The 14,283-nt window shown below is 71.9% G+C and carries 12 protein-coding genes; 4 read left to right on the top strand and 8 right to left on the bottom strand.

Annotation, left to right across the window (positions count from 1 at the left end):
* The first annotated feature begins 54 nt into the window (after positions 1 to 54).
* Positions 55 to 462: a PspC domain-containing protein gene (locus AB0B14_RS34720; protein ID WP_357526312.1), complete on the top strand. Its 408-nt coding sequence runs from the start codon at positions 55 to 57 to the stop codon at positions 460 to 462.
* A 7-nt stretch (positions 463 to 469) separates the two neighbouring features.
* Here the strand turns inward: AB0B14_RS34720 and guaA are convergent, their stop codons facing one another.
* The 3 genes from guaA to AB0B14_RS34705 form a co-directional block, all read right to left on the bottom strand.
* Positions 470 to 2,026, bottom strand: coding sequence for a glutamine-hydrolyzing GMP synthase (gene guaA / locus AB0B14_RS34715; RefSeq protein WP_357067627.1), 1,557 nt, complete (start codon positions 2,024 to 2,026; stop codon positions 470 to 472).
* Positions 2,027 to 2,194: 168 nt separating this feature from the next.
* Positions 2,195 to 2,728: a hypothetical protein gene (locus AB0B14_RS34710; protein WP_357067625.1), complete on the bottom strand. Its 534-nt coding sequence runs from the start codon at positions 2,726 to 2,728 to the stop codon at positions 2,195 to 2,197.
* Positions 2,729 to 2,840: 112 nt separating this feature from the next.
* Positions 2,841 to 4,538 (bottom strand): GMC family oxidoreductase, encoded by a 1,698-nt coding sequence (locus AB0B14_RS34705; protein ID WP_357526310.1) that lies wholly within the window; start codon positions 4,536 to 4,538, stop codon positions 2,841 to 2,843.
* Positions 4,539 to 4,684: 146 nt separating this feature from the next.
* Here AB0B14_RS34705 and AB0B14_RS34700 point away from each other — a divergent pair, with 146 nt between their 5' ends.
* Positions 4,685 to 5,800, top strand: a complete 1,116-nt coding sequence (locus AB0B14_RS34700) for an LCP family protein (protein ID WP_357067621.1) — start codon at positions 4,685 to 4,687, stop codon at positions 5,798 to 5,800.
* Between the two features lie 6 nt (positions 5,801 to 5,806).
* Here AB0B14_RS34700 and AB0B14_RS34695 read toward each other — a convergent pair whose 3' ends face one another.
* The 4 genes from AB0B14_RS34695 to guaB all read right to left on the bottom strand — a co-directional run bounded on the left by AB0B14_RS34695 (position 5,807) and on the right by guaB (position 11,636).
* The gene (locus AB0B14_RS34695) at positions 5,807 to 7,261 is read right to left on the bottom strand and encodes a M1 family metallopeptidase (protein ID WP_357526308.1); all 1,455 of its coding nucleotides are present in this window, start codon (positions 7,259 to 7,261) and stop codon (positions 5,807 to 5,809) included.
* Positions 7,262 to 7,359: 98 nt separating this feature from the next.
* Positions 7,360 to 8,775, bottom strand: a complete 1,416-nt coding sequence (locus AB0B14_RS34690) for a M1 family metallopeptidase (RefSeq protein WP_357067617.1) — start codon at positions 8,773 to 8,775, stop codon at positions 7,360 to 7,362.
* Positions 8,776 to 8,924: 149 nt separating this feature from the next.
* Positions 8,925 to 10,043 carry a GuaB3 family IMP dehydrogenase-related protein gene (locus AB0B14_RS34685; RefSeq protein ID WP_357067615.1) on the bottom strand — a complete coding sequence of 373 codons (1,119 nt, stop codon included), beginning with the start codon at positions 10,041 to 10,043 and terminating at the stop codon, positions 8,925 to 8,927.
* A gap of 30 nt (positions 10,044 to 10,073) precedes the next feature.
* Complete coding sequence (gene guaB / locus AB0B14_RS34680; protein WP_357526305.1) at positions 10,074 to 11,636, bottom strand: IMP dehydrogenase; 1,563 nt, start codon at positions 11,634 to 11,636, stop codon at positions 10,074 to 10,076.
* 186 nt (positions 11,637 to 11,822) lie between these two features.
* Here guaB and AB0B14_RS34675 point away from each other — a divergent pair, with 186 nt between their 5' ends.
* Complete coding sequence (locus tag AB0B14_RS34675) at positions 11,823 to 12,242, top strand: DUF5319 domain-containing protein (RefSeq protein ID WP_357067611.1); 420 nt, start codon at positions 11,823 to 11,825, stop codon at positions 12,240 to 12,242.
* Between the two features lie 12 nt (positions 12,243 to 12,254).
* On the opposite strand, the gene AB0B14_RS34670 is transcribed toward AB0B14_RS34675, so the two are convergent.
* Positions 12,255 to 13,073, bottom strand: a complete 819-nt coding sequence (locus tag AB0B14_RS34670) for a response regulator transcription factor (RefSeq protein WP_357526303.1) — start codon at positions 13,071 to 13,073, stop codon at positions 12,255 to 12,257.
* 253 nt (positions 13,074 to 13,326) lie between these two features.
* On the opposite strand from AB0B14_RS34670, the gene AB0B14_RS34665 reads away from it, so the two are divergent.
* Positions 13,327 to 13,710, top strand: a complete 384-nt coding sequence (locus AB0B14_RS34665) for a WhiB family transcriptional regulator (protein WP_357067606.1) — start codon at positions 13,327 to 13,329, stop codon at positions 13,708 to 13,710.
* Positions 13,711 to 14,283 lie beyond the last annotated feature (573 nt).

The following is a 14,283-nucleotide window of genomic DNA, read 5'->3' as shown; positions in this document are numbered from 1 at the left end:
AGGATCCGGGCGGTCACCGAGGGCGGGGCGGGCGCCGGCGCGGACCGTGGAGTCATGACATCCACCACCGCTCCCCGCGCCCCGTACAAGCAGCTCCGTCGACCCACCACCGACCGCATGGTGGCCGGGGTCGCGAGCGGCGTCGGCCGCTACTTCGCCGTCGACCCCACTCTGGTTCGGGTGGCCTTCGCGGTCACCGGCCTGCTCACCGGCGGGCTCGCGCTGCTCGCGTACCCGATCATGTGGTTTCTGATGCCCGAGGAGCCCACCGGCGCGCCGGCCTGGCCGCACTCGGCGGGCGTCGCGCCGCAGGCAGGTCCGCCGCCGACCGCAGGGCCCGCGCCGGGCGGGCCGATGCCGGGGTACGCCCCGACGCCGCCCTACCCGCCGACGACCCCGTTCCCCGCGCCGCCGAGCCCGCCGCACAACCCGCACGACAGCAGCCCACCGCCGGCCGCGTGAGCGGCGGTCACTCCCACTCGATGGTGCCCGGTGGCTTGCTTGTCACGTCCAGCACCACCCGGTTGACCTCGGCCACCTCGTTGGTGATTCGGGTGGAGATCCGGGCCACCACCTCGTAGGGCAGTCGTGACCAGTCGGCGGTCATGGCGTCCTCGCTGGAGACGGGGCGCAGCACCACGGGGTGCCCGTAGCTGCGCCCGTCTCCCTGCACGCCGACGCTGCGTACGTCGGCGAGCAGCACCACCGGGAACTGCCAGACGCCCCGGTCCAGGCCGGCGGCGGTCAGCTCCTCGCGGGCGATCAGGTCGGCCTCGCGCAGCAGGTCGAGGCGCTGCTGGTCGACTGCGCCGATGATCCGGATGGCCAGGCCGGGGCCCGGGAACGGGTGCCGCCAGACCATCGCCTCGGGCAGACCCAACTCCAGGCCGAGCGCGCGGACCTCGTCCTTGAACAGGGTGCGCAGCGGCTCGACGAGCGCGAACTTCAGATCTTCCGGCAGGCCGCCGACGTTGTGGTGGCTCTTGATGTTGGCGGTGCCGGTGCCGCCGCCGGACTCGACGACGTCGGGGTAGAGCGTGCCCTGGACCAGGAACTCCACGTCGCCGTGCGAGGCGATCTCGCGGGCCGCGGCCTCGAAGACCCGGATGAACTCCCGACCGATGATCTTGCGCTTCTGCTCCGGGTCGGTCACCCCGGCCAGCGCGCCGAGGAACCGGTCGGCCGCGTCGACCACCTTCAGCTTGATGCCGGTGGCGGCGACGTAGTCCTTCTCCACCTGCTCGGCCTCGCCGGCTCGCAGCAGGCCGTGGTCGACGAAGACGCAGGTGAGCTGGTCGCCGACGGCCTTGTGCACGAGTGCGGCGGCGACCGCGGAGTCCACCCCGCCGGACAGGCCGCAGATGACCTCCTTGTCGCCGACCTGGGCGCGGATTCGGGCAACCTGCTCGTCGATGATGTTCTCGGGCGTCCAGGTCGGCTCGATGCCGGCGATGTCGTACAGGAAGCGGGTCAGCATCTCCTGGCCGTGCGAGGTGTGGCCGACCTCCGGGTGGAACTGCACACCGGCGCGACGCCCGGCCAGGTCCTCGAAGGCGGCCACCGGAGCGCCCGCCGACTCGGCGGTCACCGTGAAGCCCTCCGGGGCCGCGGTGACGGCGTCGCCGTGGCTCATCCAGACCGGCAGGTCCGCCGGCAGGTCGCGCAGCAGCACACCGGGGTCGAGCAGGCGGGGGCGCAGCGGCGTGCCACCGTACTCCCGGTTGCCGGTCCGCGCGACCGTGCCGCCGAGCGCCTGGGCCATCGCCTGGAAGCCGTAGCAGATGCCGAAGACCGGCACGTCGGCGGTGAACACGCCCGCGTCGATCTGCGGCGCGTCCGGCGCGTAGACGCTGGACGGGCCACCGGAGAGGATGATCGCGGCGGGGTTCTTCGCCAGCATCTCGGCGATCGGCATCGAGTGCGGCACGATCTCGGAGTAGACCTTCGCCTCGCGGACCCGGCGCGCGATGAGCTGGGCGTACTGGGCTCCGAAGTCCACCACGAGGACGGGGCGAGGCAGGCTCATGTGCGCAAAGCCTACCGACAGTCACGCCCACGTCGGGCACGGGCCGGCCCCTCCGGCGTGCCGCGGCGGCGGCTGCGGGCACGGCGGCCGGCCGGGAGGCCCCTTGACATCGACGTACGGCGATGACAGGTGGGGCGGGAGGACAGGTGTGACCGAGGCGGCGATCCCCTAGGGCGCGTTGTGTCCGGTTTGAGCCGGCTGCCAGTGTGGCGGGCGGCCGTCTGCTCCGCCCAACCACGTCGACAGCGGCCCCTGACGCTGGCCGACCGATCGGCGCATGGCATTGACCAGGGCCAGTTGCGCCCGGGCCGGTGCCACCATCGCCTGCTCGAACTGGTCCCGCGACAGTGGTGCGGTAGTCGTGTCCACCGACGTGGTCACGTCCAGGAGTCGCTGCACCGCCTGGCCGAACGTGTCGATCTCGGCGGTGACCGCGCTCGGGGCGACGAGGCTGGCCGACATCAGTGCGGCGCTCCACGCCCCCCAGTCGTAGTCCCAGGCCGTGCGTCCCAGGTGCGCGCGCCGCAGGATCATCGAGAACGTGGCGTACTCCCGCAGCAGGTCCTGGTAGGCGACGAGTTGCCGGTCCCGGAGCCAGTGTTGGTCCGTCGCACGCCGGGTGAGCATCCCGCCGACGAGGACCCCGACGGTCGCCGAGAGCGCGCCGCCAACTGTCGTGACAGCGATATCCAGCAACGCCATGCAGCCTCCCCGTGACCGTCGGGCACGAGCATCGATGATCACGGCCCTCGTCGTCAACGCAGGACGGGTCGCAGCGCGACCCGAGCCGCACTGTCGCAGCGCGACCCGAGCCTCAGGGTCGGAGCGCCCCCGGGGCGTCCGTCGGCACCGCCGGGTGGTGCGGGGGTACGGGCGCCAGCCGGCGGTACGGGGAGCCGAGGGGCGGTCGGGGGTCCTCGTCGCCACGGTTGGGCCAGAAGGACATCGCCCGTTCCGCCTGGGCGGTGATCGTCAACGAGGGGTTCACGCCGAGGTTGGCCGAGACCGCCGCGCCGTCGACCACGTGCAGCCCCGGGTGCCCGTAGACCCGGTGCCAGGGGTCGATCACCCCGTCGGCCGGGGTCGCCCCGATCACCGCCCCGCCCAGGATGTGTGCGGTCATCGGAATGTCGAACGGCTCGGTGAGCGGGCCGCCGGGAGTGCCGCCGATCTCGTCGGCGAGCAGTCGGGCGGCGGTGTTGCCGGCCGGGATCCAGGTCGGGCTCGGCGTTCCGTGCCCCGGGGCGGTGACCAGCCTGCGGCCGAGCGCGCCGCGCCGCCACCGGGTGGTCAGCGAGTTGTCCACCGACTGCATCACCAGGGCGATCACGGTCCGTTCCGACCAGCCGCGCACGGACAGCATCCGGGCGATGAGCAGCGGTTGCCGCACCATGCTGCTCAGCCAGCGCCGCACCCGGTGCGGACCGCCGTCGACGAGCAGCGACTGGAGCAGCCCCATCGCGTTGGAGCCCCGCCCGTAGCGGACCGGCTCGACGTGGGTCTGCGGGTCGGGGTGGAACGAACTGGTGATGGCCACCCCCTCGGTGTAGTCGAGGCGCTCGGACCGGGCCCGGTGGCGGGACACCGAGGCGGCCAGGATCGCCTCCGAGTTGGTCCGGGTCAGCTCGCCGAGGCGCGGCGAGAGCCCGGTCAGCACGTCGTCGGCCCGCATCCGGTGCAGCAGCCGCTGGGTGCCGAGCGCACCGGCGGCGAAGACCACCTGGTCGGCGTGGATCACCTGCCGCCGCCTGCGCAGCCAGGCGCCGGTGCGCTCGGTGCGCACCTCGTACCCGCCGTCGACGGCCGGCCGGACGGCGGTCACCGTGGTCAGCGGGTGCACCGTGACCCCGAGCCGTTCCGCCAGCCAGAGGTAGTTCTTGACAAGCGTGTTCTTCGCCCCGTGCCGGCAGCCGGTCATGCACGAGCCGCAGTGCAGGCAGCCGGTGCGGTCCGGGCCGGCACCACCGAAGTACGGGTCGGCGACCCGCTGGCCGGGACGGCCGATGTGGACACCGACAGGCGTGGCGTGGAAGGTGTGCCCCACCCCCATCCGCTCGGCCACCGCGCGCATGGCGCGGTCCGCGGCGGTGTCCAGCGGGTACGTGGTGACGCCGAGCATCCGTTTCGCCTGGTCGAAGTGCCGGGCCAGCTCGGCACGCCAGTCGGTGATGTCCCGCCACTGCGGGTCGGTGTAGAAGGCCGGCAGTGGCTCGTAGAGGGTGTTCGCGTAGACCAGCGAACCGCCACCCACCCCCGCGCCGGACAGCACCAGCACCCCACCGCCGGACCGTCGGTCGGCCGGGCGGAGCAGGGTGAGCCGCTGAATGCCGTAGCAGCCCAGCCTCGGCGCCCAGAGGAAACGGCGGGCCCGCCACGACGTCTGCGGGAACTCGTCGTCGGCGAAGCGTCGGCCGGCTTCCAGCACGGCGACGGAGTAGCCCTTCTCGGCCAGTCGGAGCGCGGTGACACTGCCGCCGAAGCCGGACCCGATGACGACCACGTCGTACCGCATGGAGGCATCATTACCCGCCAGTAGCGGTCGCGCCAGCGGCAGTTTTGCGCGATCATGCACCGGCCAACCCGACCCGACACCTCCTGGGCCGCAACCCGGAGTACCTGTCGGAGCGTTGTTCCCCCGACGGGTGGAAGGAATCCAAGATGATCCTCGGGTCGATGGCACCGCGCCGGCGGTGGTTGCTGCTGGGCCTGGCGGCTCTCGCCGCCGTCGCGTTGATCGCGGGCGGCGCGGTGGTGATCACCCGACTGACCGGCGACAGCAAACCCGACGCTCCGGTGGCCGGCTCGCCGACCCCGTCGCCACTCGGCACGCCCACCCCCAGTCCGAGCGGCCCACCGCCGGGCGCGGGCATCACCGGCCCGCTCAACCTGCTGCTGGTCGGGGTGGACACCCGGGTCAGCGTGCCCGGTTGGGAGCCGCACGGGGACGCCGTGCTGGTGCTGCACGTACCCAAGGGTCTGGGTCAGGCGTACCTCTTCTCGCTCCCCCGCGACCTGCTGGTGGACATCCCGGCGTTTCCGAAGGCCGGCTACAAGGGCGGCAAGACCAAGCTCACGCACGCCATGAGCTTCGGCAGCCGGGTGCCGGGCAAACCCAAACAACCAAGCACCGCCCAGGGGTACGAGCTGCTGCGCAGCACGGTCAGCGGCTACACCGGGCTGCGCATCGACGCGGGCGCGGTGCTCACGTTCAACGGGTTCGACCGGCTGGTCAACGCACTGGGCGGGGTGGACATCTACGTGGACCAGCGGGTCGCCTCACTGCACCGCCGACCGGACGGCAAGTACCGGGAGAGCGCACCCGGCGGATACAAGGGGCCGCAGCAGGTCTACGAGAAGGGCAACCAGCACCTCAACGGCTGGCAGGCGCTCGACTACGCGCGGCAGCGCTACATCACCGGCGGCGACTACGCCCGGCAGCGCCACCAGCAGCAGCTGATCCGGGCACTGACCCGCAAGATCCTGGACGAGGGCCTGGCCCGGCAACCGGAGCGGGTCGACCAGGTGGTCGCCGCGCTCGGCGACACCCTCGTGTACGCGGGTGGGCCTCGGATCGTCGACTTCGCGTACGCCCTGGGTGGGGTGCCGCAGGACCGCTTCACGCTCGTCGGCCTGCCCGGTTCCGGTGTCGGCAAGGGCAGCGCCTACCGCGGTGAACAGCTCACCAGCGAGGGCCGCACCTTCCTCACCGAACTCCGCGCCGGACGCGCCGACGCCTACCTGGCGGCCCACCCCGCCCTGGTCGTCAAGAACTGACCCCGGTCAGAGCCGCCTGGGCAGGGCGGGCCGCTGGGTGCCGTAGAGCCAGGCGTCGAAGAGCGCGTCGAGCTGCTTGCCGGAGACGCGCTCGGCGAGGGCCACGAACTCGGCGGTGGTGGCGGTGCCGTTGTGCTTCTCCGCCGCCCAGGCCCTGACGATCTGGAAGAACGCCTTGTCACCGACGGACATTCGCAGGGCGTGCAGTGTCATGCCGCCGCGCTGGTAGACCGACTCGCTGAACAGCTCCTTCGCCCCCGGCTTGCCCGGCGGCGTCTTCCACAGCTTCGCGGACGCCCCGGCGTACCGGCTGTCGAACGCCGCCTTGGCTGTCGACTTCCTGGTGTGCTCGGCCCAGAGCCACTCCGCGTACGTCGCGAAGCCCTCGTTCAGCCAGATGTCCTCCCACCTGCCCAGGGAGACGCTGTCCCCGAACCACTGGTGCGCCAGCTCGTGGGCGACCACCTCGGTGTTCACGCCCTGCCGGAAGAAACCCGCGGAGTAGACCGGGCGGCTCTGCGTCTCCAGGGCGTAGGAGATCCGGTTGTCGGAGACCACCACACCGCCGTACGCGTCGAACGGGTACGGCCCGAACACCGTCTCCAGGTAGTCGGCGACCTCCGTGGTCTCGGCGATCGACGAATCCGCGGAACCGTTGGCCGCGATCGCGACAGCACTGTAGACCGGCTTGCCCCGGTGCGTGGCCGTGGTGATCCGGAACTGGCCGATCACCAGCGTGCTCAGATAGCTGGCCATCGGCGACTTCTCTGACCACTTCCAGGTGGTCCAACCGTCCTTGCTGGCCTTACCGCCGGGTACGCCGTTGCTGACCGCGGTGAGACCGTCGGGGACGGTGACCTCGAAGTCGTACGTCGCCTTGTCGGACGGGTGGTCGTTGACCGGGTACCAGGTGCTCGCCGACTCGGGCTGCCCCAGGGCGATGGCACCGTCGGGGGTGTGCAGGAACCCACCCTCGCCGAGGGTCTCGTTCCGCAGCGGCTTCGGCACGCCCTCGTAGGTGATCTCGGCGACGAACCCGTTGCCGTTGACCAGGCCGGAGGCCGGCTTGATCACCAGCTCGTTGCGCTCCCGGCGGTGGGTTGCCGGTGCGCCGTCCACGGTGACCGCGGTGACGGTCAGGCCGGCCAGGTCGAGGTTGAACGTCGACAGGTCGGCAGTCGCGGTGGCCTGCACGGTGGTCGTACCGGTGAGATGGTCCTTCGCGGGGTCGTAGCGCACCTTGACCGCGTACCGTGCGACGTCGTAGCCGCCGTTGCCGTAGCTCGGGAAGTAGGCGTCGCCGGCCCCGGGCGCGCCAGCGGTGAATGTCCGCGACGGCGTGGGGGACGCGCTCGGCGACGGCGCCGCCTCGGTGCCCGTCGAGTCACATCCGGACAGGACGAGTGCCCCGGTCACCAGCAGAGCCGCGCCCACCCGCAGTCTGCGCCGCGTCACCCGCATCCCACACCCTCCCCGTGCCGGCCTACGCCGCTCGCCGCGAGCGGGGCTGTCCCCGCCGTCCCCGGGCGGCAGCATATCGACAGGCCATCACGGCTCCGTCACGGCAGTGTGGGCGCCGACCCGCCCACCAACCAGGCGTCGAAGAGCGGTCGGAGCTGCCGACCCGCCACCCGCTCGGCCAGTGCGACCAGGTCCGCGGTGGTCGCGTTGGCCGCCGCCCGCTCGGTGGTCCAGGTACGCAGGATGCGGAAGAACGTGTCGTCACCGACGGTCCGTCGCAACGCGTGCACGGCGAGCGCGCCGCGCTTGTAGACGGCCGCGCCGAACATCCGTTCCCGCCCCGGCTCGACCGACGGCTGCGACCAGTCGGTGGCCGCGTACTGAAGCTCGAAGGTGCGCTGGGCGGTGCGACCGCCGTCGTGTTCCTCCCACAGCCACTCGGCGTAGCTGGCGAAGCCCTCGTTCAGCCAGATGTCGCTCCACCTGCCCACCGACACGCTGTCACCGAACCACTGGTGCGCCAACTCGTGCGCGACGACGCCCAGGTTGGGGCGGTCGTCGGTAAAGAACGCGGGCCCGTAGACCGGGCGGGACTGGGTTTCCAGCGCGTACCCGATCCGGTCGTCGGCGACGGCGATCCCGCCGTACGAGTCGAACGGGTACGGGCCGAAGCGGCTGGCCAGGAAGTCGGCGATCGCACCGGTGCGGGCCAGGGAGCTGGCCGCGCCGCCGGCCGGGGGCAGGCTCGCCGCCACCGCCGTGACCATCGGCCGGCCGGCGTGCGTGGCCGTCTCCACCCGGTAGTCACCGATCACCAGCGTGCTCAGGTAACTGGCCATCGGGGTGCGTTCCGACCAGCGCCAGGTGGTCCAACCGTCGGCGCTGCTCTTCGGCCCGGGCACTCCGTTGCCCAGCGCGGCCAGCCCGTCCGGGACGGCCACCGCCAGGTCGTAGCTGGCCTTGTCGGACGGGTGGTCGTTGACCGGGAACCAGGTGGCGGCCGAGTCGGGTTGGCCGAGCGCGATCGCGCCGTCGGCGGTGTGCAGGAAGCCGCCACTGCCCAACGGCCCGTCGACGACGGCGGTGGGCACGCCCGCGTACTCGACGGTCACGGTGAACTGCTGGCCGTGTGGGAGCCCGTCGCGCGGGGTCACCACCAGCTCGCCGTCGTCGCGGCGGTAATCGGCCCGCGCGTCGCCCACCCGGACGGCGCTGACGGCCAGGCCGGCCAGGTCCAGATTGAACCGGGACAGGTTCTGGGTGGCCGTGGCGGTGATGACGGCCCGGCCGGTCAGCCGGTCGGTCGACGGGTCGTAGCGGACGTCCAGGCCGTAGTGCGAGACGTCGTAGCCACCGTTGCCGCGACCCGGCACGTACGGGTCACCGGCGTCGACCGCGCCCGGTCGGAAACCGTCGGGCTGTGCACCCGTACAACCGGCCAACGTCAGCCCGAGGACGCAGGCCAGCACGGCGGCGAGCCGGGTGCCGGCGGGTGTCCGTCCGGTCCGGACCATGCAGACTCCTCCCGCGCGGGGTCCCGGTCAGGACGAGCGTAGCCAGCGGCACCGGCCCCACGAGTTGCCTTTGTCGGATTCCCGGGGCAACGCACCGAAGGCCGGCCCCGCACCGCGCGGGGCCGGCCTTCCGGCGTCTGACGGATCGGTCAGCGGTCGAGGACCAGGCCGACCTTCTGGAACTCCTTCAGGTCGCGGTAGCCGCACTTGGCCATCGCCCGACGCAGCCCACCGAACAGGTTGAGCTGACCGTCGGCCTCGTCCGCCGGGCCGAAGAGCAACTCCTCCATCGACCCGAGCGGCTCACCGGCCACCTCGAACGCGCCCCGGGGCAGCGACGGGTGGCTCGCCGCCGAGTGCCACCAGGCACCACCGGCGGGCGCCTCGTCGCACAGCGACAGCGGCTCACCGAGCATCACCGCGTCCGCGCCGCAGCCGAGCGCCTTGGCGATGTCACCCGACGTCTGGATGTCACCGTCGGCGATCAGGTGCACGTACCGGCCGCCGGTCTCGTCGAGGTAGTCCCGGCGGGCCGCCGCGGCGTCGGCGATCGCGGTGGCCATCGGCACCCGGATGCCCAGCACCGACTCGGTGGTCGACCACTCGTCGCCACCGATGCCCACGATCACGCCGGCCGCGCCGGTACGCATCAGGTGCAGCGCCGTCTTGTAGTCCGTGCAGCCGCCGACGATCACCGGCAGGTCGAGGTCGGCGATGAACTCCTTGAGGTTCAGCGGCTCGTCGGTGGTCGACACGTGCTCGGCCGACACGATGGTGCCCTGGATGACCAGGATGTCCACCCCGGCGTCCAGGATCACCGGGGCCAGCGCCAGCGTGTGTTGCGGGGAGACCCGCACCGCCACCGTGCTGCCACCGGCGCGCAGCTCGCGCACCCGCTCGGCGATCAGGTCCGGACGGATCGGCTCCGCGTACACCTCCTGGAGCCGCTTGGTGGCGCGAGCCTCCTCGTCGAGGCCGGCCAGCTCGTCCAGCACCTTCGTCGGGTTCTCGTAGCGGGTCCAGAGGCCCTCGACGTTGAGCACGCCGAGACCGCCGAGCTGACCGAGCCGCACCGCCGAGGCCGGGCTCATGGTGGCGTCGGAGGGGTGGCCGACGCACGGAATGCCGAACGGGTACGCGTCGAGCTGCCAGGAGGTCGACACGTCGTCGACGTCGCGGGTGCGGCGGCTCGGCACGATGGCGATGTCGTCCAGGTGGTAGCCGCGCTGCGCGGTCTTGCCCAGCCCGATCTCGACCACGTCACGCATGGGGGACTCCAGGTGGTTGGGGGTGTTGGGTCAGCGGGTGTGGTAGTTGGGCGCCTCGACGGTCATCTGGATGTCGTGCGGGTGGCTCTCCTTCAGCCCGGCCGCGGTGATCCGGATGAGCTGGCCCCGGCGGTGCAGATCGGGGATGTTCTCCGCACCGGCGTACCCCATGGCCAGCCGCAGCCCGCCGACCAGCTGGTGGGCGACCCGGGACAGCGGCCCCCGGTAGGGCACCTGGCCCTCCACGCCCTCCGGGACCAGCTTGTCGTCGCTGAGCACGTCCTGCTGGAAGTAGCGGTCCTTGCTGTACGACTTGGCCTGGCCCCGGGACTGCATCGCGCCGAGCGACCCCATCCCGCGGTAGGTCTTGAACTGCTTGCCGTTGACGAAGATCAGCTCGCCGGGGCTCTCCTCACAGCCGGCCAGCAGGCTGCCGAGCATTACCGTGTCGGCGCCGGCCACCAGGGCCTTGGCGATGTCGCCGGAATACTGGATGCCGCCGTCGCCGATCACCGGCACGCCGGCCGGGCGGGCGGCCCGAGCCGCCTCCATGATCGCGGTCACCTGCGGCACGCCGACCCCGGCGACGATCCGGGTGGTGCAGATCGCGCCCGGCCCCACACCCACCTTGACGCCGTCGGCGCCGGCGTCGACGAGCGCCTTCGCGCCGGCGTACGTGGCCACGTTGCCGCCCATGATGTCGACGGTGACGTCGGCCTTGAGCCGGCGGACCATGTCCAGCACGGCCCGCTGGTGACCGTGCGCGGTGTCCACGATCAGCACGTCCACGCCCGCGTCGACCAGGGCGCGGGCCCGCTTGTACGCGTCCTCGCCCACGCCGATGGCGGCGGCGACCCGGAGGCGGCCGGCGTCGTCCTTGCTGGCGTCCGGGTACTGCTCGCTCTTGGTGAAGTCCTTCACGGTGATCAGGCCACGCAGCCGGCCCGAGTCGTCCACGATCGGCAGCTTCTCGACCTTGTGCTGGCGCAGCAGCGCCAGAGCGTCGTCCTTGCTCACACCGACCCGGGCGGTGATCAGCGGGGTGTGGGTCATGATCTCGCGGACCGGCGTGTCCGGCTCGGAGACGAACCGCATGTCCCGGTTGGTGACGATGCCGACCAGCTGGCCGTCGCCGTCCACCACCGGCACGCCGGAGATGCGGTAACGCCCACACAGCTCGTCGACCTCGCGCAGCGTGTCGTTCGGGCTGGCGGTCACCGGGTTGGTGATCATGCCGGACTCGGAGCGCTTGACCAGGTCGACCTGGAGCGCCTGGTCCTCCAGCGAGAGGTTGCGGTGCAACACGCCGATGCCGCCCTGGCGGGCCATGGCGATCGCCATCCGCGCCTCGGTCACCGTGTCCATCGCGCTGGACAGCAGCGGAATGGACAACTCGACGTTGCGGGTGAGCTTCGTCCGGGTGTTGACCCGGCTGGGAACCACGTCCGACTCGCCCGGCTGCAACAGCACGTCGTCGAAGGTGAGCCCGAGCGGAACCACGCGGGCAGAGCCGGCCGGCAGCTCGGGCAGGTGGCCGCCCAGGTCGGCGTGCTCCACGCCGGCCGGAAGATCGTTGCTGGGCGAATTTTCCACGATTGCTCCCCTGAGCTGCTCGGATGGGCTTCAGCGAGGTGGCGCGGGCGGGCACCGGAGCGCACCACGGTGCCGGCACGTCGCCTCATCGTACCCAGTGAGCTGGGCGACTCGTCCGTGGCGGGCCGGGCCGGCGCAAGGCCCGGGGGGCGGACGTCCCCGCCGCCTTGGGTCTACGGTGAGGGGGTGCACGACGAGCCCATCGACCCGTTCAACGGCGACCCGGCCGATCCGACCGCGGGTCTGGATGACCCGGGCGACGACGCGACGCCGGATCCGCTGACCGACGTCGAGCGGCAGGATGTGCTGGAAGACCTCGCTGACCTGGAGATCTACCAGGCTCTGCTGGCCCCGATCGGGGTCCGCGGGCTGGTGATCGAATGTGAGGACTGCCGGGAGCCGCACTACTTCGACTGGGACCTGCTCCGCGGCAACCTGCGACACCTGCTCAACTCGGGTCGCCCCCGGGTGCACGAGCCCGCGTACGACCCCGACCCGGATCACTACGTGACCTGGGACTACGCCCGGGGTTACGCGGACGGGGTGCACGACACCCTGAGCGAAGGCACCGAGGACGAGCCGGGCACCCCGACCGCCGCCGAGTGACGGCGGCGCGCCTCAGGCGACCAGGCCGGCCCGGAAGCCCGCGGCCACCGCGTGCGCCCGGTCGCGAGCGCCAAGCTTGCGGAACAACCTGCGGGCGTGTGTCTTGACGGTGTCCTCCGACACGAACAACTCCCGGCCGATCTCCGCGTTGCTCTTGCCCTCGGCCATGCCGAGCAGCACCTGAAGCTCTCGCTCGGTGAGCCCGATCGACGCCCGGGTGGGCCGGGTGTTCGGGCCGGGCCGGGCCGGGTCGGCCTGCTCGGCCGCCGATTCGCCGGTCGCGGCCTCGGCCTCGTCGTCACCCCGCTGCACCGGCACCGACGGCACACCCGCCTGCCCCTCGCCGGGCGTGCCCGTCCAGCCGGGCTCGGCCGAGCCACGCGGCGACGGCCCGGAGCGACCCGAACCACCCACCGCCGCGGCGTCCCGGGCCGGATCGGTGATCCGCTGCCGCGAGGCCCGCCCGGGGGCCGTGAGCAGCAGCAGCGCCTTCGCCACCGCGCTGGTCAGGTCATGGTCGACATTCTGGATGAGACCGCGCGCCCCAGCGCTGATGGTGGCCGCCGCCGCCTCGGACTCCTCGGTGCCGAGCAGCAGCACCGCGGCCTGCGGCGCACGGGCCAGCACCCGACGGACGAAGCCGGCGCTGTCCGGCCGGGTGAGGGCCGTGTCAGCCAGCACAACGTCGGCCGGTCGCTCGGCGAGCCGCAGCATCACCTCGGGATCGGAGACGGCGGTACGAACGATCGCGGACAACCCCAGTCGCGCGGCAGCAGAAGTAAGGTGCTGGGCCGCGAGTGGTGTCCGAACGCACACAAGAACGGTACGCACTGTGGTCTCCTCTCCGCCAACGAGCAGACCATGACGGGGTCGGCTGGGGAGGAGGTTCCCGGCAATCCTTCGAACTTTTCCGACAGTTGGGGCAAAAGCCGCAATTTCTAGGACGTTTTCGATCACAGAAGTGTGAGGCGACGACGGCCCGGGTACCGGGGGGTCCAGGCCGGGAACGGTGCGCCTGCGCGGCCCGCCGCCCGGATGCCGGCCACATGGATTCTCGCGGAGCCGCGCGGGAGGAGGGGTGCTGATGTCGAACGTACGTAGACTGCCCGGACCCATCGTCGATCTCTGGGACTGGCAGCGACTCGGTGCCTGCCGAGGCCGGGACAGCGCCCAGTTCTTCCACCCCGACGGCGAGCGAGGCTCTTCCCGACTGCGTCGGGAGTCCTCCGCCAAGTCGGTCTGCCGCGCCTGCCCGGTCCGGGCCGAGTGCGCCGCGCACGCCCTGTCCGTCCGCGAGCCGTACGGCGTATGGGGCGGCTTCAGCGAGTCGGAGCGGCTTCGGCTGCTCGCCGTCGGCTGGGAAGATCTGGCCGACCGCCGGCACGCCCGGGTCGACGTCGCACGCCTGGAAGCCCGACTGGGCCGCCCACACAAGTCGACAGTCCCGGCCCAACGCAACGTCGCCTGACCCCACACGTCCCCGAACCGCGCCTCCGCCCCGGAGGCGCGGTTTCGTGTCGCATGGTCAAATCCCACACGCCACCGCCGACACGGTCGCGATCGACCCCCGACACGGCTTGTCCGCGCGCCGACACCGTCGACAGGCCCGCCGACACCGTCGCGACCGACCGTGCGCACCTTATCGACTCGGGTTCCTTGAAATCGGGGCATCCCGCCCACCTGGACACCCCGATTTCCAGAACCCGAGAGGATCAAGCCGAGTGCGCGGCCCGACAGGCGAGCGGCGATGAGAGATTTGGGTCTTTTGTCGAACCCTGGGGTGTTCGGACTCCACGCAGAGCTTAGGCTCTGCACGGTATGCGAGATTTGTCCAGTGACCGGTCGCACCCGTGGGCCGGAATCGTGGCCGGGCCGGGGTCGTTACACACCCTGACGATCGCAGCACCACCCGCCGCCCGCCCGGCCCGCAGGGGTCAGGATGCGGTTCCCGCAGGTCGGAATGCCGACCCGGGCCCCGTCGTTACAGTCCCCACGAACGACCGTAGGCACCGCCCCGACGAGGGTGCCGCGCGACGGGCCA

The sequence above is a fragment of the Micromonospora sp. NPDC049171 genome (assembly GCF_040648275.1).
GTDB lineage: Bacteria > Actinomycetota > Actinomycetes > Mycobacteriales > Micromonosporaceae > Micromonospora.
The sequence above is the reverse complement of the archived record's forward strand: the minus strand, read 5'-3'. Positions and strand labels throughout refer to the sequence as shown.

What these genes read in the sequence shown, in the direction of transcription:
- AB0B14_RS34665 (WP_357067606.1), top strand. Translation starts at nt 13,327, where the DNA reads ATGTCGAACGTACGTAGACTGCCCGGACCCATCGTCGATCTCTGGGAC.
- AB0B14_RS34705 (WP_357526310.1), bottom strand. Translation starts at nt 4,538, where the DNA reads ATGCGGTACGACGTGGTCGTCATCGGGTCCGGCTTCGGCGGCAGTGTC.
- AB0B14_RS34700 (WP_357067621.1), top strand. Translation starts at nt 4,685, where the DNA reads ATGATCCTCGGGTCGATGGCACCGCGCCGGCGGTGGTTGCTGCTGGGC.
- AB0B14_RS34690 (WP_357067617.1), bottom strand. Translation starts at nt 8,775, where the DNA reads ATGGTCCGGACCGGACGGACACCCGCCGGCACCCGGCTCGCCGCCGTG.
- AB0B14_RS34685 (WP_357067615.1), bottom strand. Translation starts at nt 10,043, where the DNA reads ATGCGTGACGTGGTCGAGATCGGGCTGGGCAAGACCGCGCAGCGCGGC.
- AB0B14_RS34720 (WP_357526312.1), top strand. Translation starts at nt 55, where the DNA reads ATGACATCCACCACCGCTCCCCGCGCCCCGTACAAGCAGCTCCGTCGA.
- AB0B14_RS34710 (WP_357067625.1), bottom strand. Translation starts at nt 2,728, where the DNA reads ATGGCGTTGCTGGATATCGCTGTCACGACAGTTGGCGGCGCGCTCTCG.
- AB0B14_RS34695 (WP_357526308.1), bottom strand. Translation starts at nt 7,261, where the DNA reads ATGCGGGTGACGCGGCGCAGACTGCGGGTGGGCGCGGCTCTGCTGGTG.
- guaA (WP_357067627.1), bottom strand. Translation starts at nt 2,026, where the DNA reads ATGAGCCTGCCTCGCCCCGTCCTCGTGGTGGACTTCGGAGCCCAGTAC.